Source organism: Mesoflavibacter zeaxanthinifaciens subsp. sabulilitoris (assembly GCF_014191595.1).
Classification (GTDB): domain Bacteria; phylum Bacteroidota; class Bacteroidia; order Flavobacteriales; family Flavobacteriaceae; genus Mesoflavibacter; species Mesoflavibacter zeaxanthinifaciens.
Map to the genome: position 1 here is coordinate 159,373 of NZ_JACHWV010000007.1, position 25,907 is coordinate 185,279.

The following is a 25,907-nucleotide window of genomic DNA, read 5'->3' on the forward strand; positions in this document are numbered from 1 at the left end:
TTGGCCAGTAAAGTTGAAAGATATGAAATTAGTATTAGTAACCGCAGTAGAAGAGTTTCATAAGGATGTAATTAAACTCTTTAAAAAAGCAGGTATTGAAAATTTTAGCGAATCTGATATAGATGGTTATAAAAACAATCATGCTTTAATTATGTCTACCAATTGGTTTGGAGCAGAAAATGCAAGTAATGAGTCTACAATGTTTTTCTCATTTACTGAAGACATGTTTATTGATATCCTTTTTGATTTAATAAAGGAGTTCAATAGCAATTTAGAAACCAACAATCCTATTAAAGCGATTGTTGTACCCATAGAAAGAGCAATTTAAATTCAAATAAATAATAGTTATGTTAAACAGGTATATAAGAGCAATAGCAGGAATTTTTGTTATAATAAGCGTATTATTAGGTATGTACGTTAATCAAAATTGGTTGTGGTTTACAGTGTTTGTAGGCGCTAATTTATTTCAGTCTGCAATCACTAAATGGTGTTTGATGGAAGATATTTTAACTAAAGTGTTTAAAATCAAAAACTAAAAAAATCTCTAACAGTTAAAAGAGATTTTAATTTCCATAAATTAAATTATAGCATGTATTTTTGCACAAAATTGATTTATGGAATTTTTTTTACAACCATGGTCTTGGTTGCTCTCAGGTTTTTTAATAGCACTAATTATGTTTTTTCTTTTAATAATGGGAAAAACTTTTGGTATGTCTTCTAATTTACGCACTTTCTGTGCCATTTGTGGTGGCGGAAAATTCAGCCAATTATTCAATTTTAATTGGAGAGAACAAAGCTGGAACCTATTAGTTGTTTTAGGAGCAATTTTAGGAGGATTTGTAGCTAAGAATTTTATGACTGATGGGACGATGCCACAAATTAGTAACGCTACAAAAGAAGGTTTACAACAAATAGGTTTTTCGGAAGATAATGGTTATTTACCCAAAGAATTGTTTTCTGCAGAAGCCTTACAAGAGCCAAAAACAATTATTATTTTAATTGTTGGCGGATTGCTTATAGGTTTTGGTACACGTTATGCAGGCGGATGTACTTCAGGTCATGCTATAACAGGTTTAAGTAACCTTCAAAGACCTTCATTATTAGCTGTAATAGGATTCTTTATTGGAGGATTAATTATGGTGCATTTATTATTTCCTTTAATTTTTTAGTACAATGAAAAAAGTATTCATCTATTTAGTAGTCGGTTTCTTTTTTGGAATAATTATGTACAAATCTGAAGCAGCATCGTGGTTTAGAATATACGAAATGTTTCGATTTGAATCTTTTCATATGTATGGTATTATTGGTACAGCATTATTTTTTGGAATTATCTTTATCCAACTTATAAAAAGAAAAAAAATCAAGTCTATTGATGGTAGTCCAATAGTTATTCCTGATAAAGAAAAATCAATATATCGTTATCTGTTAGGCGGTATTATATTTGGATTAGGTTGGGCTTTAGTAGGAGCATGTCCTGGACCAATGTTTACATTAGTAGGAGCTGGTTTTTTACCAATATTAATAGTTATTGGATCTGCAGTTATAGGAACGTTTATTTATGGAGTTTTAAAAGATAAACTTCCTCATTAACAATAATTTAATTAATAAGTTCTTAAAATTTTGTAACTTTTTTGATAAATGTGCGTCATATAAGTATCAATCAAAAAAGTATTATCATGCAAGAGAATAAACAATTAATAGTATTAACACATTTAAGTCAGTTAATTACTTTAGTAATAGGTTTTGGTAGTTTGTTGCTACCTTTAATTATTTGGTTAACTCAAAGAGATAGAGTTTATGAGTTAGACCAACATGGTAAAAATATAGTTAATTTTCAACTAAGTTTATTAGTGTATTTTATTATATGTATTCCCTTAATTTTACTATTAGGTCTAGGTATCTTAGGTTTTATAGTTTTAGGTTTGATATCTATTATTTTTCCAGTGATAAATGCGATCAAAGCTAGTCACGGAGAAACCCCAAAATATCCTTTATCTTTTAATTTTATTAGTTAGTTAGTTTTAGATAAAGTTAAAAACGCAACCATAACCAAGGTTGCGTTTTTTGTTTAGAAAAAAAACGACTGCTTACAGAAAAAACAAAGCTTGATTAGCTAATTAAATATTAAGTTTGCTAATTATAAGCTATGCAATTAATATTTAGATACATAATATTTGTTTTTATTATTGGTTTTGGAAGCGTTGCTCATGCTCAAAATCCAGTAATACAACATATGTCTAAAGTCTCAAATCTTCCAGATGTTGAGTTTTATGATATAGCAGAAGATAGCCAAAACTACATTTGGCTTGCTGCAAACAAAGGTTTATACCGTTACAACGGAAAAAGTTACAAACACTTTAGTCATCCTCAACAAAGAGGAAATTCTCTTTTTCAATTAAAATTTGATGCTAAAAATCAACTTTGGTGCAACAATATTTATGGGCAATTATTTTATGTTGAAAACGATAGTTTAAAACTATTTTATGACGCTAGTAAGTTGGTAAATGGACAATTAGCAAATTTTGAAATATTAGAAAACAGCATACGTTTATTCACTGTTATTGGCATTTTTGATATTGATAAAAGCACCAAACAAGTTACCGAAGTATTTAAAGGAATGTGTATTACCAATGCTAAGGATGGTAACAATAACTACACATTTATAATTAATCATGAAGGCGATTTAGAGCGTCATCGATTATACAAATTTGATAACAATACAAGTATAAAAATACTTGAAATTACAAGTAGCAATCGTATACAATCACCAAGAATTTTTGCCTTTAAAAACACTGTTTTTTTTACACACAAAAGTTCTAATGAAAATGTCATTTATAGAATAGATAAGACCAAAAACACACCCAAAAAAGTAGTAACGCCTGCTAGATTAAAAAATGAAACCATTTACAATGTTTTGAATATTGAAAACAACTATTGGTTTTTAACCAGTTCTGGCGTGTTTATTTATGGTTTTGAAAATGAAATTTTCACCTTTAAAGAACAACTTTTTAAAACAGAATCTATCACCGATGTTCAAGTAGATTTTAATAAAAATTACTGGTTTACAACTTTAGATAATGGTGTGTTTGTATCACCAAATTTAAATATTCGTCGTGTTGAATTATCAAATATAGACTCTAAAATCACAGCGTCTGCAGCCTTACAAAATAATCAATTTGTCTTAGGAACCAATGATGGTAAATTACTGTTTTACAATCACAACCAGCTCACAAAAACACTGCAATTACCAGGAAAAAAAATCATCGGGAAACTTTTTTTTGATGCGCAAAGCGAACAACTAATAGTTAGTATAAATGCTTCAGAATCGTTTGTAGTTAATCTTAAAAATGACAAAATTTTAGATGTAAATAACCGATTTTCAGTTGCTAAAACCTTTTCAAAAATAGATAATAACACCTTATTTTATGGTAATTATCGTCAAGGTATTGTATATAAAAATCCGTTTAATCATCCTGAACAACAAATCCTAAAGGAAAGTCGTGTAAAAGCTTCGGTGGTTTCTAATAATCATTTATTTGTATCGTACATCGACGGACTTTACAAATACAATACGAAAACATTTAATGCAGAAGAAATCACGTTTAATTCTAAAAGTTTACTGGTTAATACATTAACAAAAACCAATGGAACAGTTTGGGTTGCAACCCAACACAACGGATTATTAAAATACGAAAACAATACGCTAAAACCTTCAGGAATTAACCTTCCTGAAAACCTTCAAATTAACGCTATTCATGCCGATGGTTTAGTGTTATGGGTTTCAACCGATGCTGGATTATTTCAATATCATACAAAAACACATCAGCTTAAATCGTTAAGTGCGCAAGATGGTTTAAATACAGCGGTTAATGATTTTTTAATTCTTCAAAATCAAATTATTGTAAGCTTGCCTAAAGCATTTTATGTGTTACCAAAATCAGACGCATTGTTCAAAGCTTTTAAAACAGCCAAGGTTAGGGTAGAAGCTGTAAAAATTAACGACCGCGATACATTAGTTGCAACTAACTACAAACTACCATATAATTTAAATAAAATTGATATTTCGTTCAACTCAAACGGATTTCAATCTAACCAACATGTAAGCTACCAATACCGTGTTAAACAAATTGATACAAGTTGGCAAAACATACCGCTAAACACACATTTTGTTACTTTTAATAGTTTGTCTAGTGGCACCTATACTTTTGAATTAAAAGCCCAAAATTTAAGTGCACAACAAGCTGTTTTTGCAGCACCAATATCCTTTGTAATTGCTAAACCATTTTGGGAAACCTATTGGTTTTATGGTTTAGTTGTAGCAGCAATTATTGGTTTAGTTTGGCTGTATTTTAGATGGCGATTACAACAAAAAGAAGCACAACGTATTGCCGAAGTTGATAAAATTTTAATCGATAAAAAAATAACCAATTTAAGGTTAGAAAATCTGCGTTCGCAAATGAATCCGCATTTCATTTTCAATGCCTTAAACTCTATTCAAGATTATATTATTTCCAATGAAAAGGAATTGGCAAGTTCGTATTTAGTGAAGTTTAGCCGATTAATCCGCATGTATTTAGATTATAGTCAGCAAAACGAAATTACTTTAGAGGAAGAATTAAACGCTTTAAAACTGTATTTAGAATTAGAAAAAGTGCGTTTTGAAGATGAATTGGAATATACTATTTCGGTTGATAATCAATTGAAAACAAAACAGATAAAAGTACCGTCGTTATTCATTCAACCATATGTTGAAAATGCTTTAAAACACGGATTATTGCACAAATTAAACGACCGAAAATTACATATTGAAGCGAAATTTATTCAGCAAAATAAATTAGAAATTACCGTTGAAGATAACGGAATTGGTCGCGCACAATCCGAAAAATTAAAACGACCAAACCAACAGCACAAACCGTTTGCAACAAAAGCTAACGAAGAACGTGTGCATCTTTATAAAAACAAATTAAAACGTGATATAGCCATAACTACCAACGATTTGTATGACGAAAATGACGTTGCTGCAGGTACAAAAGTGGTTATCACCATGCCAATACATTAAGATATGAAAGCGATAATTATAGACGACGAAAAACGCGCCAGACATTTACTATCCAACTTGCTAACCGAACATTGTGCAAGTATTACTAGCATTGAAGAAGCGCAAGATTTAGCATCTGGTGTAGATTTGATTAAAACCAGTAAGCCAGATGTTGTTTTTTTAGATATTGAAATGCCAAATCAGTCTGGATTAGACATTTTAGAATACTTCCCAAATCAAATCGATTTTAAAATCATTTTCGTGACGGCATACAACCAATATGCGATTGAAGCTTTCAAACTGTCGGCTGTAGATTATTTGTTAAAACCAGTTGATACAACCGAGTTAAAAGAAGCAGTAGCAAAAGCTGAAGAAGCCATAAAAGCTAACAATTTAAACGACCAGTTAAACAAGTTACGCGATTCGTTAAAGCAGCTTTCAATGGATAAAATTGCTTTAGAAATACCAAAAGGAATCATGTTCGCATCGCATAATGATATCGTCTATTTTGAAGCCGATGGTATGTACACTAACGTACAACTTATAGATGGCAAACAAAAAACCATTTGCAAACCGTTAAAGCACTTTGTTGAGCAATTGGAACGTAATGCGATGTTTTTTAAATGTCATCGTTCGTATTTAATCAACTTAAAATATGTAGATGAATTGGTAAAAGATGATGGAGATTACTTACTAATGAATAATCAAAAACGCATCCCAATTTCAAAATCTAAACGCGATCAGTTTTTAGATGTGATTAAGGAAACCTTTATGTAGCTTTTCAGAATATCATGTCATTCAGAGTAAAGCGAAGAATCTTGTTAGAATTCCTTCAGAAAAAAAATCATCATTTTCAGAAAAAACCAAATTAAGAATAGTGCTTAAGTGCTTTATTTTGAAGTCCACTAAACACAATTCTTATGAAAAAAATAGTTCTATTATTCGTTTTGGCATTATGCTACAACGTCTCTCATGCGCAATTTGGTAAAATGCTTAAAAAGAAAGCCAAAGCAGCAGTAGAGAAGAAGTTAGATAAAAAAGAAAGTAGCAATTCGTCTTCAAAATCTGAAAACGCTTCAGGAATGGTTGGCAGTTCTTCAACTGAAACTTCATCAAAAACCGAATATACCGACGAAGAATTTAAAGCAGAATTAGCTAAAAAATATCCTAACGACCAGGCAAAACAAGATTTATATTATCAAAAATATCTTGAGAAAAAGCAACAAGAAGCAGACGCTAATAAGCCTAAATCTGCAAATTCAGTAAGCGATGATTTTCTATACATGTCGTATCCTTTTGCAATGACAAAAGGTATGAGCGCAGTTGGTGTAGATCGTGTAAAGTTAAGACGTCAAATGACAGACATGGGCGATAATGTAGATATATTGCCTGCACAAGATCCAGATTATGCATGGTTACGCTTTTTAACAACACCAGAACTAGTAGCTATGTCACCAGAAGGTTATATTGGTTATGAGTTGGTTTCAGGAATGTTTACAACCAAAGTAGGTGCAGATAGATCGCAAACTTTAGAGCTTGGTACAGGTATGCCAATTTTAGTAAGAGGAATGTTAATTGCAGACGATGTGTTCGTCATTTATGCTGCATCTCACCAAGGTGGACACGCATTTAATGTACCATCGTACATGCACGAAAAAGATATTACTATTTTAAATGTGATTGGTAAAGGCGATCAACAATTTCATGTAGAGTGGTTAGAAAAAGCAAAACCAATTGTAAAAGAATTTGAAGCCACGTTAAAAGCAAATTATGATGCAGCTGCAAAATCAACTATGGATGCTATAAAAATGCCAAAAGCAGGTAGCATGAATGGTAATACATCATTAGTGAGTTTTGCTAAAGAAAATGTGTCTAAAACTATTGCAAAAGATGGTGCAAAACTTCTAAAATTAAACATAGAATCTAACGATTGGAGTATTGTAAAAAACAAATACACAGGTCGTATTTTATACCGTTGGATTAAAGGCGCATTCACAGAAAAAAATAAAAATAACGACTGCTATTTACAAGGTTTTTTAATCAAGCAACAGCACAATGGTAGTGGTTATGGCAGTTCACAATTTGGTGGTGTTATTCACGGACAAATGCCATACGGACAAAAAATGAATTGCGAATAATTAATATACGCTATTAACCAAAATTTTTAAAGTCTGCTTATTTAAGCAGGCTTTTTTTATAATATTTAGTGTAAGAATAATCTTCATAAATCATTCAGAAAGAAATTAGAGCTATTCAGAAAAAAGCAAATTGAAAACCTTTAAAAGTGAAGTTATTTTGTTGTTGAATATTAATCTCAACTATAATGAAAAAAACATTACTCTTATTAACCTTTTTAGTGTTTGGTTTTACGCAAGCACAAACCATAATTTATGTAGATGTTGATGCAACAGGTGCAAATAACGGAAGCAGTTGGGCAAATGCCTACACAAGTCTTCATAGTGCTTTAGGAATCCAAACCATAACAGGTGCTCAAATTTGGATAGCAGAAGGAACTTACATGCCTGTTAATAAAAACACACCAATGCTAAACCAGTACGGAGTTAGTATTTATGGTGGTTTTGTGGGTACTGAAACGTCTCTTTCGCAACGTAGCACGGATCCTTGGGCACATCCTGTATATTTAACAGGAGATTTAGCGCTAGATGACGCTAATGAATTACCTAGTGCAACATCTGCAAATAAAACAGATAATGCACCAATTATTCTTAAGGTAGAGCCTAATTCAGCAAGCAAAACTCAAGAAATTACTTTAGACCGATTGCATTTTGTTAATTCTTATGGTGGTAGTGCATTGTATAGCCATCCATCATCTTCAAATGAAGTGCAAAGAAAAATTACAGTGCAAAATTGTAGATTTTCAAGAAATTATGCTTCAACAAGACCAGCAATGGATATTTGGTCTAATGAAACTGTAAATGATTATCCTTTTGAGTTATTTAATAGTATACTAGATGAAAATGTATCTAATTCAGGATATGCATTTGAATATCGTATCACAAATTATATAAATCTTGAGCATGATATTTTTATTGCTAATAATATGTTTATTGGTAACAAAGTAGAAACTGCTAATGCTTCAGGTAGTGTGGCACGTTTTATAAGTGCAACAGGTGGTTCAACAAGATTAAATGTGTATTTTCAAAATAACACCTTAACTTTAAATGAAGAAGGTAGCAATGTAACATCTGATGTAGCTAGTCCAATACGTTTTGAGACAGTTGGTTCAGCAGAAACAATAGGGTTTTGGGGTAATAATTTATATTACAGTAACTATGGAACATCTGACTACATAGGAACTCAAGATACAAGTTCCTCAACTATTTCAACTGGTTATGCCAATGCATCAGAGTTTACACCTGTTATAGGTTCGGCTAATTTACTAACTAATTACACGTTATCAGAGAGTCCGTTTGTTGATATTTTTTCTGGAGATTTTATACCTATTTCAGCTTATAGAGATAATGGAGAAGCAACTCATAACTATGGTTATTATAGCAGTTTTAATCCTACGACCGATTGTTTTATGAACCCTAGAAGAAATGCAGATTCATCGATAGGGTTAGGAGCCATTCAATATACAGATACAGCTATGCTAACAGGACCAGGTAATATAGCGCCATTATCATTACCAGAACCACCAACAGTTATATACGTTGATGCAAATGCTACTGGAGCTAATGACGGTACAAGTTGGACTAATGCTTATACTTCTTTAGATGACGCTAATATATCTGCTTTAGGTAGTGGATCTAAAATATTTGTAAAATCAGGAACTTATAAATTAACATCTGGCGAAATTAGTATTAATTCAGAAATAGAGATTTATGGTGGTTTTAACGGAACAGAAACTTCTGAAATAGATAGAGATTTATCTATTGTAAATACAAGTAATGCAACTATAATTTCTGGTGATATATTAGATGATGATATTTCTGGTGATTTTACGCAAAACAAATCAGATAATTCATCAAGTTTATTCAATTTAGCAGCTAATAATGTAATTATTGATGGTTTTGTTTTAAGTAACTTTTATACAACATCTGGTAGCCCAATTGTAAAAGTAACCACTAATGTTTCAAATTTTGAATTATCTAACACATTAATTAATAATAATTATAGTAACAGTATTTTATTTGATTGGAGAACTTTTTCAGGTTCTGTATCAATCAATAATGTTGCCATTACAGATAACCAAACTAATAATGGTCTTATACTACTACAACATAACGATACTAACTCAAGTATTTTAGAATCCAATTGGTCTAATGTGTTAGTTGCTAATAATACTTATAACGCAGATTGGGGAGCAATTTGGTTTAGAAGAGGAACTTTAAATAATGATGGCAGACTATTTAAAAGTTCATTAACCAATGTGTCTTTTATAGATAATGTTAATAACCACGCATCTACCCAACAAGTTATTAATGTTAGTAGTGGAAGTGGTTGGGGAGTTTTTGAATTTAGAAACAGTCTTTTTTGGCAAAACAAATATAATGGAGGTCAATTAAGTACAGTAGATATTGAAAACAGTAAAACTGCTGAAGGAGATATCCAAACAGTTAGGGTATATAATACTATTGCTATGGTCGGTAGCGGTGTAACTTCTGGAACTTTTGATAATTCAAATATCACACTTTTAGATCCAACGACTGATAACTTAAATTTAGATGCCGAATACAAACCAACATCAGCTTCAAATTATATTGTTGATCAAGGAGATAACACTTACTACGATATAGCTTTATTTGGCGATTTAGATTTATCAGGTAATGATAGAATATTTAACACTACGATAGATTTAGGAGCTTACGAGTACAATTCTACATTAAGTGTTGATGATATTTCTTTAGATGAAAACACAGTAAAGTTATATCCAAATCCAGCAACAGACGTAGTAAATATTAAAACAAATCAAACTATTAAAAACGTAAGAGTTTTTAATGTAAATGGTCAAAAAGTACTTGATATTGCTAATCAATCTCAAATTAATATTTCTAATTTACCAACAGGAATGTACTTTTTAAACATAAACACTAACCAATCAAATCAAACAATAAAAATCTTAAAACAATAATTTTTAAAATGAAAAAATTAAACAAACTTGTAATTTTATTTTGTCTTGCTTTAACTGCATTAAATTGTTCTTCAGACGACGATAACAACACAGAACAACCTCAAAATACAAATGTTATTACTTTAAATAATGAAACTTATGTTGTTAATAGCGTTTTCGTAGAGCCTTCGGTAGGCGATAATACATATGTAAGTTTTATTAATAAGACAGAAACTGAACTTTTAGATGCCATAAATAATGGGACTCAACTTGATAATGTCAATATATTTGGTATACGCATTAATCAAAGTCCATTAGCAGAACAAACATATAGTTTTTCTGATATGTCAAACTTTCAATTTGAAGAAAACGCTCAGATTATTAATGGAGAACTAGAAGATGGTGATACATTATTAGATAGTAATAATTCTAATACTAATTTAAACGCATCTGCAGGCAGTTTAACATTAGAAGTATACACTACAGATCAAATTGAAATTAGTTTTCAGTTTACAAGAAATGATGGTGTAATAGTTAACGGAACTTATAAGGGAGATTATCTTTACTATGATTAAATTTTAATATTTAAGTTGAATAAAAAACGCAACCTTTATAGGTTGCGTTTTTTTATTTTATAAAAATTTATTGTTTAATAAACTCTAATGTTGATAAATCATTAATTATTAGGTTACCATTTTCTGTAAAGGAGTAATTAGAAATAATTGTATGGCTATCAAAAACTAAAGTAATTTTGTTGTTAGAAACAGACCAATCAAAACTAATTGCTGTAGATACAATACCTTCTGCTGTTGTATGTTTATCTGCTGTGTAGCCAAAATCGTTGTCTTCAAAATGTATACTATGCTCATAAGTGTTATCGTAATCACTTCTTAACCATTTGCCAATCAAAATATTATTGTCGGTAGTTGTATTATCATCATCATTACTGCATGACCATAAAGTAAAACATAATAAAACTAATAATAGTCTATTAAAATACATCATTTGTTCTTGGATTAATTGCTTAGTAAAACACTTTGGTAATTAGGGAAGCCTTTCACTATATCAAAAGTAAAAAAATATCAAACGATTTTAAATAAAAAAAGCCACAACATTTAAGTTGCGGCTTTTTTTTAAATTTATGTAGTTAGGTTTAGCTATTTAGCATTACCGGCATTACTAACATGGTTACAAATTCGCCTTCTTCAAGATCGTCTACTGGTGTTAAAATACCAGCTCTGTTAGGCATACTTAATTCTAATTGAACATCTGCTGAACTTAAATTGTTTAGCATTTCTGTTAAGAAACGTGAATTAAACCCAATTTGCATATCATCTCCTTGGTAATCACATGTTAAACGTTCTTCTGCTTTGTTAGAATAATCTATATCTTCTGCAGAAATATTAAGTTCGGCACCAGCAATTTTAAGTCTTATTTGGTGTGTTGTTTTGTTAGAGAAAATACTAACACGACGTACAGAGTTTAAAAATTGTGTGCGGTCTATAGTTAATTTGTTAGGATTTTCTTTTGGTATAACTGCTTCGTAGTTTGGATATTTACCATCAATTAAACGACAAATTAATACGGTATTTTCAAAAGTGAATTTAGCATTAGAGTCGTTGTACTCAATAGTTACTTCATCTTCATTAGCTCCTAAAATTCCTTTTAATAAGTTTAAAGGTTTTTTTGGCATAATAAACTCGGCTACTTGAGAAGCTTTAACATCTTCTCTTGAATATTTTACAAGTTTATGAGCATCTGTAGCTACAAAGGTTAATCCTTCTGTAGAGAATTGAAAAAATACACCACTCATTACCGGACGTAAATCGTCATTACCAGCAGCAAAAATAGTTTTATTTATTGCAGTAGCTAATACATGAGCCGGCATTGCAGTAGAGCTAGGATCTTCTAGGCTAACTGCTTTAGGGAATTCGTTTCCGTCAGCGTAAGCTAATGCATATTTACCATGATTAGAGCTAATTTCAACAGTGTTGTTTTCTTCTACAACAAACGTTAAAGGTTGCTCAGGAAAAGTTTTTAAAGTATCTAATAATAAACGCGCAGGTATAGCAACGCTTCCTTCGTTATCACTTTCTACGTCTAATACAGCAGACATGGTTGTTTCTAAATCACTTGCAGAAACGGTTAGTTTTGATTGCTGTAATTCAAATAAGAAATTATCTAAAATTGGAAGTGTATTGGAGTTGTTTATTACACCACCTAAAACCTGTAATTGCTTTAGTAAATAGGTACTTGATACAATAAATTTCATCTATTTATATATTCGTTAAAATCGGTTAATTGTTGTATTACAAATATATTGTTAATGTGTTTAATTAGGAAACAAACTTATTAACACTTATTTGGCGTATTTTTTCTTGCGGAAGTAGTTAAAACTAAAACCAAAAATCCCTAACAACACCAATGGTAATAAGATGTTTAAGAGTTGCCATTTGGTTTTTTCTTCTGTGATTTTTTCTGAATTTAAAAACGCAACTGCTATTTCTTTTGATCGAATGTTTATAAGTCCGTTATCGTCAAGCAGATAATTAGCAGCGTTTACTAAAAATTCTTTATTACCAAAAAACTGATTTAATTTAGAATCGTACCCTAATTCTTTAGGTCCGTTTCTATCAATTTCATTTTTAATTACATCACCATCAGAAATTACAATCATTTTAGTTGGCACACTTTCGTTTTTTACATCTTTTAAATCGAAAGGTTTGACACGGTTATTATATACCGAAGTAAATTTACCTTCTAATAATACGGCTAGATTTTGAGAGCCTTTATTAAATGATGCAGGATCTTGTTGATTATTAACTTCATCTAGACTAATCTCACGCGGTGTACCTTCTAATTTTGAAAGTGGTGCACTTTGTAGCAAAACCGTCTTTTTAACGGTCTTTAAATTGTTTTTTAAGGTGTCTATTGGACTAGCAAAATCAAACTTTACGTAGTTTAAGTTGTTTACCACAGGATGCGTACTAATACCTTGTGCTAATGGCGAATACGTCCAAGGGAAACGTTCTGCTCTGGTATTACTACCTTCACCAGATAGTAATACGATAGGCGCAGAGTACATAGAGCTAACTAAAACAGGATTAATCCTAACGCCGTACTTAAAGAAAAAATCGGTTAAATTTAAGTCTCTAGCTAAAGCTACATTTTTACCAAAGTCGTTATACAAACTGTCTTTATCCATAGCAACTTGGTCTATTAGCCAAAGACTTTTACCGCCATTCATAGTATATTGATCCAATATAAATTTTTCTTTTTCTGTAAAGGCTTCGGTTGGTTTTGCAGCAATAATTAAATCGAAATCTTTTAAACTCTTTAATGTTTTTTCTGGATTATTGCTAACGCTATCTAAAGTAAAAGGCGCTATAAAATAGTAATCACGAAGTGTTTTGACATAATCTGCAATGTTTAGATTATCCATTTCGTTATTACCTTTTAAAACTGCTATTTTACGACGTTTAGGATTGACTAATTTACTAATACCATCTGCAAAAGCATATTCTAAATGCTGAACGGAATTGGTAACTAATTGCTGTTGTGTTTCGCCAATTTTATTTTTTACTAACGGAATTTTTACTGTTACCTCATCATAACTAGCTAATGCCCAAGGAAAAATAACCTCTTGACTTTGCTTACCGTTTTCTTGAACATTTAATTGCATTGGTGTTAAACCACGTGCATTAAGTTGTTTGATGGCTTGATCACGTGTGTCTTCGTCTTCGGTAGGATTTATAAACTTAAATGAAATATTGTCGTTGTAAGCTCTAAACTCTTCTAACAATTGCTTGGTTTCACTTTGCAAACGTCTAAATTCTGACGGAAAATCTTCACCTTCTAAAAAGACATCAATCACGATAGGAGTTTCAGCTTTTTTGATAATATCTAAAGTTGCTTCATTTAGCGTATAACGCTGATCTGTAGTTAAATCGAAACGCTTGTAAACCTTAGTGCTAATAAAGTTTACAGCAATAATAGCTACAATAACTAAGATGATATGTTTAAGTGACTTATTCAAATTTTTTCTCAAGTTGATAGTTTCTTATAGATTTTAAAGTATCGTTTTTAAAAACAAATTCTAAACATTCTTGATCTTTAGTAAACGCACCAGGTTTAAAACCTAAATTATAGTTCCATTTATCTTTAGAGTTTGCTTTAATGGCATCGTCCCAACCATACCATTCTGCTTTTCCTAATTTAGATTTAATTTCGGCTTTATTTTTACCGATTAAAGTACTGTCTTGTAGAATATCGCCCATCATTTCATATCGTTGAGCAGGATATTCTTTCCAGTCTGAAACGTTAAAGTATTTTTCGTGGTGATAACTACTAAATATATTAACCATTGGATATAGCAAGTAAAAATAGGCAAAAGGTGTAATAACAATAGCTATTAAAAAGCTAAGCCACTCTTTATTTCCGATGGTTTTTACAAATAGCCAAACCAAAACAAAAGTTACAATAAACGATATAACTAAAGGAACTGTAATTATCATGCTTTTTGACGATTTATTATTTGTGTTGTAAAAAAGACAAACAATGCAGTAATACTTAAAAAGTATATGATATCTCTAGTGTCTAAAACACCACGACTCATGCTTTTAAAATGTGCAGACATGCCTAAATTATCTATAAAATTACTTGATGTAAAATCTGCAATACCTTCAAAACCTATATAAAAGAAAAAACATAAAAACACAGCAATTATAAAAGCTACAATTTGATTGTCTGAAAGGGTAGAGGCAAACACACCAATAGCAGTATATGCAGCAACTAAAAATAACAATCCAAAATAAGACCCTAAAGTGCTACCAACATCTAAATTACCTTCTGGATTACCTAATTTATAAACTGTATATACATAAAGTAGAGTAGGGATTAATGCTATGATAATTAATAAAAAGGCACCAAAATATTTACCTAAAACAAGCTGTAATGTGCTGATAGGTTTGGTTAATAATAACTCTAAAGTACCTTGTTTTGTCTCGTCACTAAAGCTACGCATGGTTACCGCAGGAATCAAGAAAATTAATATCCAAGGTGATAACAAGAAAAACGAAGATAGATCTGCAAAACCATTATCTAAGATGTTAAATTCGCCTTTAAACAACCATAAAAACAGTCCGTTAAGTAATAGGAAAATTGCTATAACTAAATAGCCTATTGGTGAGGCAAAAAACGAGTTAATTTCTTTTTTTAGAATGGCTAGCATTTATTGATGTTAAGTGTTTAAAGATTTAATTATACAATACTTTAAGGTGTAAAGTTAAAAGTTTTATTATTAAAACTCTATTTATCAACCAAAGAAAACAGTTAATGTAATAAAGCAATCTTATCTACACTCCAAGCTTCAGGTTTTGCGTTAAATAAAGGTTTTGTTTTTGCCCAAACACCTTTAAATAATTCAGAATTTCGATAATGTTCTAAATCTTCTTCTGTATTCCAATAACTATACGTAAAAAAGATATTACTATTGTGTTTATCTTGATATAATTCTAGCAATAGACAACCTTCAAAAGCTCTGATTTTATGTTTTACTGTTTCAAAATTAGCTTTAAAAACGTCTATATTTTCTTCAGCAAAACTCAATTTTACAATTCTAACAAACATTTTTTGCGATTATTTTTTAAAGTTAATAGTTACAGTATCTCTTAATCCTAGTCCCATTAACGTGCTTGCGCCACCAACAGTATTAGTGTTGCTTTTGTAAATTGCAATTTCTAAAAAGTTAGAGCTGTTAAAGACAACAAGACCACGTCCTTCATCGTGACGCTGAGCTTCGGGGATTTCAAAATTTACAATATCACTATACTTATTGTATATAGTTTTAAACTTATGGCTTCTTGCAGAAATTTCAAAAGCTCTACCTTTTTGTAGTTGTTCAAAAAAAGACTTTCTAATATTAGTAACTACATTTCCGTAATTGTCAATATAAATTATACTACCTATTATTTGTGTTTTCTCTTCATTAACATAAGGCACTAAGTTTTTTATTGGTTTAATGCTGTTTATAGCTTTACCAATAACTTCTAGAGTTCCTCCTCGTGCAATATGGCACGCTACTTTTACAAACACATCTAAAACCGGAAAACTAGTTTCAATCTTATCATGTATATTTATTTCAACAATTTTTTTAGGGACAATCACATTTGCAATCATGCTCATAATACCGTTATTAGCACAAATAAAAAAATGATCGTCAAGCTCTACAGCAATATGTTTGTTTTCTGGGTTTAATTCAGAGTCAATTCCTATAACATGAATGGTCCCTTTAGGAAAACTACTGTACGCGTTTTGAATAATATAAGCAGCTTCAGAGATGTTAAAAGGCGATACAGAATGAGAGATATCAACAATCCTAACATCTGGTAACTCACTATAAATAGCGCCTTTAATTGCGCCAGCAAAGTGATCTTTCTCTCCAAAATCGGTTGTTAAAGTGATGATAGCCATTAATTTTGTTGATATTTTTTTAATATACAACACGCAAAAATTGCGTAAGTTTGTTTAGTAGCATTTATGCCAACAAAACTAATAAAATTGTACAGATTAATTTAAAATTTAAACGCTTTTGAACGAAATAATTATTGAACTTGAAGAGATTTCTCCAAAAGAATTTTTTGGAACTGGAAACGAACACATTACTACATTAAAAAAATATTTCCCAAAACTTAAAATTGTAGCAAGAGGAAATAAAATTAAAGCTTACGGTGATGAAGATCTACTAGAAGAGTTTGATAGGCGTTTAAATATGTTATTTGAGCATTTTGGTAAGTACAATAAGTTAGATGAAAATATTATAGAACGCGTCTTGACTAGCCAAAGTAAAGAAGACTATACAACATCAGAACATAGCGGAGAAACCATAGTACACGGTGCAAATGGTAAAATTATCAAAGCGCAAACAGCTAACCAACGTCGTATGGTAGAGTTAATGCGTAAAAATGATATGGTTTTTGCTATTGGTCCTGCAGGAACAGGTAAAACATATACTGGTGTTGCTTTAGCGGTACAAGCTTTAAAAAATAAAGAAGTTAAGCGAATCATTTTAACAAGACCAGCGGTAGAAGCAGGAGAAAATCTAGGTTTTTTACCAGGCGATTTAAAAGAGAAATTAGATCCGTACATGCAACCGTTGTACGACGCTTTACGCGATATGATTCCTGCCGAAAAACTAGCCAATTATATAGAAACAGGTATAATCCAAATAGCACCATTAGCCTTTATGCGTGGTCGTACATTGGATCATGCATTTGTTATTTTAGACGAAGGTCAAAATACAACACACGCACAAATGAAGATGTTTTTAACCCGTATGGGAAAAAACGCTAAGTTTTTATTAACAGGTGATCCTGGACAAATAGATTTACCACGACGCACTATTTCTGGATTAAAAGAAGCATTGTTAATTCTTAAAAATGTAGAAGGCGTTGGTATGGTGTTTTTAGATGATAAAGATGTGATTAGACATAAACTTGTAAAAAAGATTATTGCAGCTTACAAGAATATTGAAAATAGAGAGTAGGCATTTGTTAGCAGTTAGCAGTTAGCAGTTATCTGTTGGCAGTTTACCATAATTATTAAAAAGAAATCAAAAAAATAAAATAACTTTGCGTTTTTCTATTGAAATTTCAGTGTTTGTCAGTTATAAATATCAGTTTTAACAGACGTTTATAATTTGTGACAATTAATGAAATTCGTGTCAAAATAATACAATCCATAAACCCAGAATCGTAATTCGTAAATCAAAATGAGTAACACCATTATAAAATCTAACTTTAATTTTCCTGGTCAAAAAAGTGTCTACAAAGGAAAAGTAAGAGAAGTTTACAATATTAACGACGACAAATTAGTCATGATTGCAACAGACAGGCTAAGTGCTTTTGACGTTGTTATGCCCAAAGGTATCCCGTACAAAGGACAAATCTTAAATCAAATTGCAACAAGTATGATGAAAGCAACCGAAGATTTAGTTCCAAATTGGTTAACCGCAACACCAGATCCAAATGTTGCTGTTGGCCATTTATGCGAGCCTTTTAAAGTAGAAATGGTGATACGTGGTTATTTATCGGGTCACGCTGCACGCGAATATAAAGCTGGTAAACGTACACTTTGTGGTGTAGCTATGCCAGAAGGCATGAAGGAGAATGATAAATTTCCAGAACCTATCATTACACCAGCAACAAAAGCAGAAATGGGTGATCATGACGAAGACATCTCGCGCGAAGATATTTTAAAACGTGGTATTGTTAGCGAAGCAGATTACAATGTTTTAGAAGATTACACACGCAAATTATTTGCTAGAGGAACTGAAATTGCTGCAAAACGCGGATTAATTTTGGTAGACACTAAATACGAATTTGGAAAAACCAAAGACGGTAAGATAGTCTTGATAGACGAGATACACACGCCAGACTCTTCTCGTTATTTTTACGCCGATGGTTACCAAGAGCGTCAAGATAATAACGAAGCCCAAAAACAACTGTCTAAAGAGTTTGTACGCCAATGGTTAATTGCTAATAATTTTCAAGGGTTAGAAGGACAAACCGTACCAGAAATGAGTGACGAGTACATTCAAACCGTATCTGACCGTTACATAGAATTATACGAAAACATTATGGGCGAAACTTTTGTAAAAGCAGACGTCTCTAACATAGAAAGTAGGATAGAAGCTAATGTGTTAGATTATTTAAACGCCTAGATTTTTAAATAAAATATATCAATAAAAAAAAGCTCACGTTTTGTGAGCTTTTTTGTGGAGTTTCGTTTAATGAAAAGATAAAGCGAGTTTCCAATTCGCGTTATCGATTGTTAAACGAAGTTAGTAGAAAGTTTTAATAAAGTCAAATGACGCTTCATTTTCATTTTCATCAATAAAAAAAGCCTGTAAAAACAGGCTTATAATATTTTAAAGTTTTTATTGCTCTGTTTTCGTTACATCATCATACTTTAGTTCAATTTTTTTATTTCTTTTACCAAACTCAACTATAACAGAATCAGAATTTAGACCAATAATTTTACCATCTATTATATCCCCTTTTCTCTTAAAAACAATCTTGTCTCCAATTTTTAATTCGACATTAGCATTAGCACTAGTGGTAACATTTACATTGGTTTTTTGAATACCCCAAACATCTCCTATAACTTTTACTTTTTTTCCATTACTTTTAACATAAATTTTAGCATTTCTTAAAAATTCACCTTCAAACTCTTTGGTCATATTATCTACTGCTTGTTCTAATGCATCTTTTTCAGAGTTAGCAATTGCTTCTACATCTCTTTCTAACAGTACGTAGTTCTGACTGTTATCAATATTTCTATTGCTTATACCTGTTAAATCACCAATTCTTACATAACTACCACAAGACGTTAATAATGTAAGTCCGATTACGCAAAGAAGTAAGTTTTTGTTTTTCATTAAATATGATTATTGATTAATAATAAAACGAAAATATATTAAAATTCTGACAAATTCAAATGACGCTTCATTTTAATTTTATGTAATAAAAAAAGCCTGTAAAAACAGGCTTAAATAGAGTAGTGGTGTATTGTTATTTTATTTTTTTAAAACGTAACATAGTTACATTGTCTAGCATTAAATTAAGTTTTCCGTTGTCATCAAAACTAAAGCGGTTTACTTTTTCCATCATTTTTAAAAAAGCTTGTTCACCTTCGCCGCAATACATCATGGTACTTGGTCCTGGTTCGCTAAAGTAAATAGAGCTGTCTTTAATGGTGTAGTTGGCAGAGTAACCATTACAACTGTTATTGCCTTGTACTTTGTGTTTTTCTTTGTTAAATGTTATCTGTGGTTTTTTGTTCGGGTATAAACCTTCAAAAGCTATTTTCGTACCAGAGATATATTCTAACTGCCAACTGTGACCGTACAATTTTGAGTTTTTTGTGGTCGCGCATGATGTAATAGCGAGTAGGATAATAGTAGTTAATAGATAATATGTGGTTTTCATGATTATGCTTTTCAATTGCTAAATGCACTTTTATGTTGACTAAAAATTTAAGCTATTTTGTTGTGCAAAGTTACCTTAAGCAATATTAAACCTTATTGATGTTTAATTTTATTTAACATTAATAATATCTATAAGTTTGTTTGATTAAATTGTTTTGTTAAACGCTTATACCCTTTACGCATCCAATTATAAATAAACTTGTTGGTTTTGGCATAATGAAAAGAAATAAAACACACCACAACCATAAATAAAATAGCACCAATAATAGCTTGTGTTGGTGTTAGTGATTTATAAAAAAAATGCTTTAAACCTATACCGGTAAAACTACCATAAATGATAATAAAATGAATAACGTAAATAGACAAGGTTTTTTGTCCAATTTTAGTGATAATGGCTTGCTTTAAATACTGCTCAAAGGTGTAAAACAGTCCAAAAATAACCAATACATTACCTAATCTAGTAAACAGATAATTATAGTTAGCACTTTCATCAAAAAGTTGTATACCAGTAATTTGAGTTATAAAGGTTAAAAAAGGAGATGACCAAAAAAGTAATATAAAACCAACGACTAAAAAACCGGTGATTTTAAATTGTTTGTATCGGTATTTATGACCAAATTTATGAAACAAAACAGCTATAAAAGCGCCAAAACAAACATAACCAAACCACGGTATCATAGTAAATATAGAACCATTTTCTTTGGTTAAATAGTTAGCTAAAAATTTAGGAACACCTTCAATGTGTAGGGTACGATACAAAGGTTCGGTTACAAAAATGAGGTTGCCAATAATTAGCATTAAAAGTGCAAAAGCAGTTTCGTTTTTTAAGGTAATCAGGTAAAGACCAATAATTAAAATTAAAGACAGACCAATACATTGTAAGACATCAATAACAATAAAGTACATATTAATTTCGCCTTTAAATAAGCTTAAAAACGAAAACCGTAACGCATACCCAATACCAATTAATAATAAACCTCTATTAAAGCCTTTTTTTATACGATATCTATCTTCATTTTTAGCTTTTGCGCGCAATAGCAAAAAGACAAATACTAAACCCGTGATGGTAAAAAAAGTTGGAGCTGTAATGCCTCTAAAATATTCCCAAATAGTATATGCTATGTTGGTTTTATCTCTGTAAACTGGGTTTAAAAGTGTATCAATAAAATGACCTTGTAGCATCATCAAAATAGCAAATGCACGTACAGCATCTAAGAAAAAAAGACGGGTTGGTTTCAAAATGGTCATTAGTTATTAGGTTACAAATATATACTATATTTACTTTTTCAAAACAGTTAGTATGTATAAACAGATTAATACTTGGGTAGAAGCGTTTTCTTCTGCAGTATGGGGATTTCCACTATTAATTCTATTAACAGGTGGCGGATTATACCTTTTAATTCTATCCAGGTTTTTACCATTTAGATATTTTAAACACGCAATAGATGTACTAAAAGGAAAGTATGATAACGAGTTAGATGAAGGTGATATTACTCATTTTCAAGCCTTAACGACTGCGTTGTCTTCTACTATAGGTATGGGAAATATCGCTGGTGTAGCTGTTGCTATTGCGGTTGGTGGACCAGGAGCTGTGTTTTGGATGTGGATTAGTGCCATTATTGGTATGTCTACAAAATTTTTTACTTCAAGTTTGGCTATCATGTTTAGAGGAAAAGATAGTGAAGGTAAAACACAAGGCGGACCAATGTATTTTATTGTTGAAGGTTTGGGTAAATCTTGGAAACCTTTAGCGGTATTTTTTAGTCTTTGCGGATTAATTGGTGCGTTGCCGGTTTTTAACGTTAATCAATTAACCCAAGCTATTAACGATATTGTACTGATACCTAACGGATTTGAGGTTAATTTTACTTCAAATTTAATTATCGGTTTAGTTTTAGTAGTAATTACATCTGTGGTTATTTTAGGTGGTTTAAATAGAATTAGTAAAGTCACTTCAAAATTAGTACCTAGCATGGTCATACTATATTTTGTGTTAGTATTCTTTATCTTAATTGTTAATATAGAAAGTGTTCCTTATTACTTCAAGCTTATATTTACAGATGCTTTTACAGCAAGTTTTATTAAAGAAGATGCGTTATTTGGAGGTGTTGTTGGTACATTAATTATTTTAGGAATAAGACGAGGCGCATTTAGTAACGAAGCTGGTATTGGTACAGCGCCATTAGCACATGGTGCTGCTAAAACGAATCAACCTGTTCGTGAAGGTTTAGTAGCTATGATGGGACCAGCAATTGATACCTTGGTAGTATGTACATTAACAGCTCTTGCTATTCTTGTTACTGGTGTTTGGAAAACAACAGACGCAAACGGTGTTAGTTTAACTGCATCGGCTTTTAGTAATGCTATGCCTATTTATGGTAAATATTTGCTTATGGCTTGTATTGCTGTATTTAGTATTTCGTCCTTGTTTTCTTATGCGTATTACGGCGGTAAATGTTTATCGTTTTTAATAGGAGCAAAGCATCAACACTACTATAATTATTTTTATATTTTAAGTATAATTATTGGTGCAACGACATCATTAAGCTTAATGATTAATTTAATTGACGGTGTATTTGCATTAATGGCAATACCAACGATGACAGCAACACTATTATTGGCGCCAAAAGTGATGAAAGAAGTAAAACGTTACGTAAAAACAATACAGTAAATTATTGACTAACAGATTTTTTAAACTGTGCTGGCGTCATCATTTCCATTTTTTTAAACTGCCTATTAAAATAACTAGTATTATTAAATCCAGCTTTAAAGGCAATTTCAGATATTCTTAGGTCTTTAGATGCTTTAATTAGTTTTTTAGAAAATTTTATTTTTTCAGAATTAATATAATCAATAGGAGAGATACCTAAGGTGTTTTTAAACTTTTTATGAAAGTGTGACGTACTCATACAAGCCTTTTTAGCAAGTAAATCTACAGTAATATCCTTATTGGTTAAGTTTTGTTTAATGTAGTTAATAACCATACCAATTCTGGTGTCATTAAACATGTTTTGATCGCTTAATAACAAGGTCTTAGCTTTAGTTTGTAATAGTCTAACAATCAATTCTTGTAGCATTAAATCTAATAATACATCTTTAGAAGTATTATTGTTATTAGTAAAAGTATAAACTAAACGGTTAATTAAATGATTAACCTCGTTATTATTGGTTAAGTGATTTGTGTTTTTGTCAATAGACCAATTATTGTTTTCATTTTCAATACTTACGTGATGATTAAATTTATCAACAACTTCGGTAATTTTTGTACTATCAATACCTAAGGCTAAGCATTGCGTAGGATCATCTTCTTTTGCTAAAGGAAAATCAATCACCATTTCTTTATTTGTAGGCATAACAACAGATTCACCTGGATAAAAATCAAAAGATGGCATGCCTTCAATATGCATTACTTTTTTACCTGTTAGCATGCTAGCTATTATAGGAAAATCAAAAGTCAAAGATACTTGCTCTGCATATTGATGAGTTTCATAAATATTCAACTCTGCAAACTCTGCATTGTAAGTCGTTCTGTTTTCTACAAGCGTAGTTAATTTTCTATGTTTTCTATGCTGACTTAATAAATGACTCATACCCAATGATACAAAAATGTATTTTAAAAAATACTTAATAATAGGATTGTGCAACAATATAATAAATATGTTCAATAATTTAAGAATGTAACAAAATAACTTTACAAAAATTAATAATTATTCATTTTAATAAGGCGAAAACTATCAATGTTGCATTATTAATAAATAATGATTGAAAACTAAATAATAACTAATAATCTAAATTAATAACTATGAGTTACTCTAAACCAAAATTTAAAGCATCCTATGACAATTTTATAAACGGAAAGTTTGTAGCACCTATTGGAGGTGAATATTTTGAAAATACATCGCCAATAGATAAATCCTTAATTGCAAAATACCCAAGATCTCAAAAAGAAGATGTAGAACTTGCTTTAGATGCAGCCAACGCAGCAAAAGAAGCTTGGGGAAACACTTCTGCAACAGAACGCGCAACACTTTTAAATAAAGTAGCAGATATTATTGAAGCGAACTTAGAAGAATTTGCTTTAGTAGAAACTTGTGATAACGGTAAGCCAATCCGTGAAACGTTAAATGCAGATGTGCCACTTTCTGTAGATCATTGGAGGTATTTCGCATCGTGTATTCGTGCAGAAGAAGGTAGTGCAACAGAGTTAGATCAAAACACCTTATCCATGAATATTAAAGAGCCACTTGGTGTCGTTGGTCAAATTATCCCATGGAATTTCCCACTATTAATGTTGTCATGGAAATTACCACCAGCTTTAGCAACAGGTAACTGTGTAGTATTAAAACCAGCAGAACAAACGCCATCTTCAGCAACCTTATTAATGGAAAAAATTGCAGATGTGTTTCCTCCAGGAGTCATCAATGTGGTGCATGGTTTTGGACCAGAAGCAGGTAAACCTTTGGCATCGAGCTCTCGTGTAGACAAAGTTGCCTTTACAGGCGAAACGACAACAGGACAGTTAATCATGCAGTATGCATCAAAGAATCTAAATCCTGTAACTATGGAATTAGGAGGAAAGTCGCCTAACATTTTCTTTAATTCGGTTATGGATCATGATGATGCTTTTTTAGATAAAGCTATAGAAGGTGCAGTATTGTTTGCTTTTAATCAAGGTGAAGTATGTACTTGTCCATCTCGTATTTTAGTACAAGAAGATATTTACGATAAGTTTATGGAGCGTGTTGTGGCGCGTACAAAAGCAATTGTACAAACAAGTCCTTACAGTACAGATTGTATGGTTGGTGCGCAAGCGTCTAACGATCAATATGAAAAAATTCAATCTTATATAAAAATAGGTAAAGAAGAAGGAGCTAAAGTTCTTTGTGGTGGTGACGCTAATAAAGAAGGCGATTTAGGCAACGGATTCTTTATCCAACCAACCATTCTTGAAGGTCATAATAAAATGAGAGTCTTCCAAGAAGAAATTTTTGGACCAGTAGTTTGCGTAACCAAATTTAAAGACGAAGCTGAAGCTTTAGAGATTGCTAACGATACACTTTACGGTTTAGGTGCTGGTGTTTGGACACGTGATGCACACCAACTATACCAAATACCACGAGCTATAAAAGCAGGTCGCGTTTGGGTAAATTGTTACCATTCTTATCCAGCACACGCACCATTTGGTGGTTATAAAAAGTCTGGTTTTGGTAGAGAAAACCATCAAATGATGATGAGTCACTACCGTCAAACTAAAAACATGCTAATCTCTTATGATAAGAATAAGTTAGGTTTCTTTTAATAGATAAAATATAATAGCAGAAAGGCTGAGTTTAATTAATTCAGCCTTTTTTATTAAATTTATAATAATGCAACGATTAGACATAACAGAACAAGCAAAAACAATAGTTAGGCAGCTAAAAGAAAAACATGGCAATTTAATTTTTCATCAAAGTGGAGGCTGTTGTGATGGCTCTGCGCCAATGATTTTTGAAAAAGATGATATGTATTTAGATGAAAGTGATATTCATCTTGGAGATATTGAAGGCGTTCCTTTTTACATGAATCAAGATCAATTTCAATATTGGAAACATACACACTTAACTATCGATATCACCGAAGGAAGAGGAGCAAGTTTCTCTTTAGAGATTCCTTTAGGGATCCGTTTTATTATTCACTCTAGATTATTAACAGAAGAAGAAGATACTTACTTTAATCATAAATAATCATACAAGCTACAAGTTAAAAACAAAACCCTATAATACCGTATTATAGGGTTTTGTTTTATTGTTAATTATAAGCTTAAAAAAATA

The 25,907-nt window shown here is 31.2% G+C and carries 26 protein-coding genes; 15 read left to right on the forward strand and 11 right to left on the reverse strand.

All coding sequences use genetic code 11. The annotated features are described in order from the left end of the window. The first annotated feature begins 22 nt into the window (after positions 1–22). The 10 genes from FHS04_RS11805 (at position 23) to FHS04_RS11850 (ending at position 10,687) form a co-directional block, all read left to right on the forward strand. A complete protein-coding gene (locus FHS04_RS11805) occupies positions 23–328 on the forward strand; it encodes a hypothetical protein (RefSeq protein WP_027879859.1) in 306 nt (101 codons plus the stop codon). A 19-nt stretch (positions 329–347) separates the two neighbouring features. Beyond that, the gene (locus tag FHS04_RS11810) at positions 348–536 is read left to right on the forward strand and encodes a YgaP family membrane protein (protein ID WP_027879860.1); all 189 of its coding nucleotides are present in this window, start codon (positions 348–350) and stop codon (positions 534–536) included. A gap of 78 nt (positions 537–614) precedes the next feature. Continuing rightward, a complete protein-coding gene (locus tag FHS04_RS11815) occupies positions 615–1,169 on the forward strand; it encodes a YeeE/YedE family protein (protein WP_106678481.1) in 555 nt (184 codons plus the stop codon). 4 nt (positions 1,170–1,173) lie between these two features. Further along, positions 1,174–1,590 (forward strand): DUF6691 family protein, encoded by a 417-nt coding sequence (locus FHS04_RS11820; RefSeq protein ID WP_027879862.1) that lies wholly within the window; start codon positions 1,174–1,176, stop codon positions 1,588–1,590. An 86-nt stretch (positions 1,591–1,676) separates the two neighbouring features. After that, the gene (locus FHS04_RS11825; protein ID WP_027879863.1) at positions 1,677–2,015 is read left to right on the forward strand and encodes a DUF4870 domain-containing protein; all 339 of its coding nucleotides are present in this window, start codon (positions 1,677–1,679) and stop codon (positions 2,013–2,015) included. 131 nt (positions 2,016–2,146) lie between these two features. After that, complete coding sequence (locus tag FHS04_RS11830; RefSeq protein WP_221184983.1) at positions 2,147–5,059, forward strand: sensor histidine kinase; 2,913 nt, start codon at positions 2,147–2,149, stop codon at positions 5,057–5,059. A gap of 3 nt (positions 5,060–5,062) precedes the next feature. Next, positions 5,063–5,815 carry a LytR/AlgR family response regulator transcription factor gene (locus FHS04_RS11835; protein ID WP_106678479.1) on the forward strand — a complete coding sequence of 251 codons (753 nt, stop codon included), beginning with the start codon at positions 5,063–5,065 and terminating at the stop codon, positions 5,813–5,815. Between the two features lie 143 nt (positions 5,816–5,958). Beyond that, positions 5,959–7,176 carry a hypothetical protein gene (locus tag FHS04_RS11840; RefSeq protein WP_106678477.1) on the forward strand — a complete coding sequence of 406 codons (1,218 nt, stop codon included), beginning with the start codon at positions 5,959–5,961 and terminating at the stop codon, positions 7,174–7,176. A 185-nt stretch (positions 7,177–7,361) separates the two neighbouring features. Beyond that, positions 7,362–10,133 (forward strand): T9SS type A sorting domain-containing protein, encoded by a 2,772-nt coding sequence (locus FHS04_RS11845; protein WP_106678475.1) that lies wholly within the window; start codon positions 7,362–7,364, stop codon positions 10,131–10,133. 8 nt (positions 10,134–10,141) lie between these two features. Then, positions 10,142–10,687, forward strand: coding sequence for a hypothetical protein (locus FHS04_RS11850; RefSeq protein WP_106678473.1), 546 nt, complete (start codon positions 10,142–10,144; stop codon positions 10,685–10,687). Positions 10,688–10,754: 67 nt separating this feature from the next. On the opposite strand, the gene FHS04_RS11855 is transcribed toward FHS04_RS11850, so the two are convergent. From FHS04_RS11855 to FHS04_RS11885, 7 genes are all read right to left on the reverse strand, one after another. Beyond that, entirely contained in the window at positions 10,755–11,117 is a 363-nt protein-coding gene (locus tag FHS04_RS11855) for a hypothetical protein (RefSeq protein WP_146131298.1), read from the reverse strand. A gap of 148 nt (positions 11,118–11,265) precedes the next feature. Next, positions 11,266–12,384, reverse strand: a complete 1,119-nt coding sequence (gene dnaN / locus FHS04_RS11860) for a DNA polymerase III subunit beta (protein WP_027879870.1) — start codon at positions 12,382–12,384, stop codon at positions 11,266–11,268. Between the two features lie 87 nt (positions 12,385–12,471). Continuing rightward, on the reverse strand, positions 12,472–14,148 hold the full coding sequence (gene gldG / locus FHS04_RS11865) for a gliding motility-associated ABC transporter substrate-binding protein GldG (RefSeq protein ID WP_106678755.1): 1,677 nt from the start codon (positions 14,146–14,148) through the stop codon (positions 12,472–12,474). Continuing rightward, complete coding sequence (locus FHS04_RS11870; protein ID WP_106678469.1) at positions 14,141–14,626, reverse strand: hypothetical protein; 486 nt, start codon at positions 14,624–14,626, stop codon at positions 14,141–14,143. Before FHS04_RS11870 ends, gldG begins: the two co-directional genes overlap by 8 nt. Further along, on the reverse strand, positions 14,623–15,342 hold the full coding sequence (gldF, locus tag FHS04_RS11875) for a gliding motility-associated ABC transporter permease subunit GldF (RefSeq protein ID WP_106678467.1): 720 nt from the start codon (positions 15,340–15,342) through the stop codon (positions 14,623–14,625). Before gldF ends, FHS04_RS11870 begins: the two co-directional genes overlap by 4 nt. Before the next feature lie 101 nt (positions 15,343–15,443). After that, positions 15,444–15,740, reverse strand: a complete 297-nt coding sequence (locus FHS04_RS11880; protein WP_106678465.1) for a putative quinol monooxygenase — start codon at positions 15,738–15,740, stop codon at positions 15,444–15,446. Positions 15,741–15,749: 9 nt separating this feature from the next. Continuing rightward, on the reverse strand, positions 15,750–16,583 hold the full coding sequence (locus FHS04_RS11885; RefSeq protein WP_106678463.1) for an SAM hydrolase/SAM-dependent halogenase family protein: 834 nt from the start codon (positions 16,581–16,583) through the stop codon (positions 15,750–15,752). A gap of 118 nt (positions 16,584–16,701) precedes the next feature. On the opposite strand from FHS04_RS11885, the gene FHS04_RS11890 reads away from it, so the two are divergent. Together FHS04_RS11890 and FHS04_RS11895 are read left to right on the forward strand one after the other, a co-directional pair. Continuing rightward, entirely contained in the window at positions 16,702–17,655 is a 954-nt protein-coding gene (locus FHS04_RS11890; RefSeq protein WP_027879876.1) for a PhoH family protein, read from the forward strand. A 225-nt stretch (positions 17,656–17,880) separates the two neighbouring features. Continuing rightward, a complete protein-coding gene (locus FHS04_RS11895) occupies positions 17,881–18,831 on the forward strand; it encodes a phosphoribosylaminoimidazolesuccinocarboxamide synthase (RefSeq protein WP_106678460.1) in 951 nt (316 codons plus the stop codon). A 216-nt stretch (positions 18,832–19,047) separates the two neighbouring features. Here the strand turns inward: FHS04_RS11895 and FHS04_RS11900 are convergent, their stop codons facing one another. The 3 genes from FHS04_RS11900 to FHS04_RS11910 form a co-directional block, all read right to left on the reverse strand. Continuing rightward, positions 19,048–19,548 (reverse strand): hypothetical protein, encoded by a 501-nt coding sequence (locus FHS04_RS11900; protein WP_106678458.1) that lies wholly within the window; start codon positions 19,546–19,548, stop codon positions 19,048–19,050. Positions 19,549–19,681: 133 nt separating this feature from the next. Further along, positions 19,682–20,098, reverse strand: coding sequence for an META domain-containing protein (locus FHS04_RS11905; RefSeq protein WP_106678457.1), 417 nt, complete (start codon positions 20,096–20,098; stop codon positions 19,682–19,684). 128 nt (positions 20,099–20,226) lie between these two features. Further along, positions 20,227–21,345: a heparan-alpha-glucosaminide N-acetyltransferase domain-containing protein gene (locus FHS04_RS11910; RefSeq protein WP_244906275.1), complete on the reverse strand. Its 1,119-nt coding sequence runs from the start codon at positions 21,343–21,345 to the stop codon at positions 20,227–20,229. Positions 21,346–21,397: 52 nt separating this feature from the next. Between FHS04_RS11910 and FHS04_RS11915 the strand changes: the two genes are divergently transcribed. After that, entirely contained in the window at positions 21,398–22,768 is a 1,371-nt protein-coding gene (locus FHS04_RS11915; RefSeq protein ID WP_106678455.1) for an alanine/glycine:cation symporter family protein, read from the forward strand. 1 nt (position 22,769) lies between these two features. Here the strand turns inward: FHS04_RS11915 and FHS04_RS11920 are convergent, their stop codons facing one another. After that, on the reverse strand, positions 22,770–23,687 hold the full coding sequence (locus FHS04_RS11920) for an AraC family transcriptional regulator (RefSeq protein WP_106678453.1): 918 nt from the start codon (positions 23,685–23,687) through the stop codon (positions 22,770–22,772). A gap of 212 nt (positions 23,688–23,899) precedes the next feature. Between FHS04_RS11920 and FHS04_RS11925 the strand changes: the two genes are divergently transcribed. Next, a complete protein-coding gene (locus FHS04_RS11925) occupies positions 23,900–25,396 on the forward strand; it encodes an aldehyde dehydrogenase family protein (RefSeq protein ID WP_106678451.1) in 1,497 nt (498 codons plus the stop codon). Between the two features lie 67 nt (positions 25,397–25,463). Further along, positions 25,464–25,820 (forward strand): DUF779 domain-containing protein, encoded by a 357-nt coding sequence (locus FHS04_RS11930; RefSeq protein WP_106678449.1) that lies wholly within the window; start codon positions 25,464–25,466, stop codon positions 25,818–25,820. Positions 25,821–25,907: the final 87 nt, after the last annotated feature.

Excerpts from the sequence above, each read along its gene's own strand:
- FHS04_RS11805 (WP_027879859.1), top strand. The coding sequence starts at position 23 with ATGAAATTAGTATTAGTAACCGCAGTAGAAGAGTTTCATAAGGATGTA.
- FHS04_RS11810 (WP_027879860.1), top strand. The coding sequence starts at position 348 with ATGTTAAACAGGTATATAAGAGCAATAGCAGGAATTTTTGTTATAATA.
- FHS04_RS11815 (WP_106678481.1), top strand. The coding sequence starts at position 615 with ATGGAATTTTTTTTACAACCATGGTCTTGGTTGCTCTCAGGTTTTTTA.
- FHS04_RS11820 (WP_027879862.1), top strand. The coding sequence starts at position 1,174 with ATGAAAAAAGTATTCATCTATTTAGTAGTCGGTTTCTTTTTTGGAATA.
- FHS04_RS11825 (WP_027879863.1), top strand. The coding sequence starts at position 1,677 with ATGCAAGAGAATAAACAATTAATAGTATTAACACATTTAAGTCAGTTA.
- FHS04_RS11830 (WP_221184983.1), top strand. The coding sequence starts at position 2,147 with ATGCAATTAATATTTAGATACATAATATTTGTTTTTATTATTGGTTTT.
- FHS04_RS11835 (WP_106678479.1), top strand. The coding sequence starts at position 5,063 with ATGAAAGCGATAATTATAGACGACGAAAAACGCGCCAGACATTTACTA.
- FHS04_RS11840 (WP_106678477.1), top strand. The coding sequence starts at position 5,959 with ATGAAAAAAATAGTTCTATTATTCGTTTTGGCATTATGCTACAACGTC.
- FHS04_RS11845 (WP_106678475.1), top strand. The coding sequence starts at position 7,362 with ATGAAAAAAACATTACTCTTATTAACCTTTTTAGTGTTTGGTTTTACG.
- FHS04_RS11850 (WP_106678473.1), top strand. The coding sequence starts at position 10,142 with ATGAAAAAATTAAACAAACTTGTAATTTTATTTTGTCTTGCTTTAACT.
- FHS04_RS11855 (WP_146131298.1), bottom strand. The coding sequence starts at position 11,117 with ATGATGTATTTTAATAGACTATTATTAGTTTTATTATGTTTTACTTTA.
- dnaN (WP_027879870.1), bottom strand. The coding sequence starts at position 12,384 with ATGAAATTTATTGTATCAAGTACCTATTTACTAAAGCAATTACAGGTT.
- FHS04_RS11870 (WP_106678469.1), bottom strand. The coding sequence starts at position 14,626 with ATGATAATTACAGTTCCTTTAGTTATATCGTTTATTGTAACTTTTGTT.
- gldF (WP_106678467.1), bottom strand. The coding sequence starts at position 15,342 with ATGCTAGCCATTCTAAAAAAAGAAATTAACTCGTTTTTTGCCTCACCA.
- FHS04_RS11880 (WP_106678465.1), bottom strand. The coding sequence starts at position 15,740 with ATGTTTGTTAGAATTGTAAAATTGAGTTTTGCTGAAGAAAATATAGAC.
- FHS04_RS11885 (WP_106678463.1), bottom strand. The coding sequence starts at position 16,583 with ATGGCTATCATCACTTTAACAACCGATTTTGGAGAGAAAGATCACTTT.
- FHS04_RS11895 (WP_106678460.1), top strand. The coding sequence starts at position 17,881 with ATGAGTAACACCATTATAAAATCTAACTTTAATTTTCCTGGTCAAAAA.
- FHS04_RS11900 (WP_106678458.1), bottom strand. The coding sequence starts at position 19,548 with ATGAAAAACAAAAACTTACTTCTTTGCGTAATCGGACTTACATTATTA.
- FHS04_RS11905 (WP_106678457.1), bottom strand. The coding sequence starts at position 20,098 with ATGAAAACCACATATTATCTATTAACTACTATTATCCTACTCGCTATT.
- FHS04_RS11910 (WP_244906275.1), bottom strand. The coding sequence starts at position 21,345 with ATGACCATTTTGAAACCAACCCGTCTTTTTTTCTTAGATGCTGTACGT.
- FHS04_RS11915 (WP_106678455.1), top strand. The coding sequence starts at position 21,398 with ATGTATAAACAGATTAATACTTGGGTAGAAGCGTTTTCTTCTGCAGTA.
- FHS04_RS11920 (WP_106678453.1), bottom strand. The coding sequence starts at position 23,687 with ATGAGTCATTTATTAAGTCAGCATAGAAAACATAGAAAATTAACTACG.
- FHS04_RS11925 (WP_106678451.1), top strand. The coding sequence starts at position 23,900 with ATGAGTTACTCTAAACCAAAATTTAAAGCATCCTATGACAATTTTATA.
- FHS04_RS11930 (WP_106678449.1), top strand. The coding sequence starts at position 25,464 with ATGCAACGATTAGACATAACAGAACAAGCAAAAACAATAGTTAGGCAG.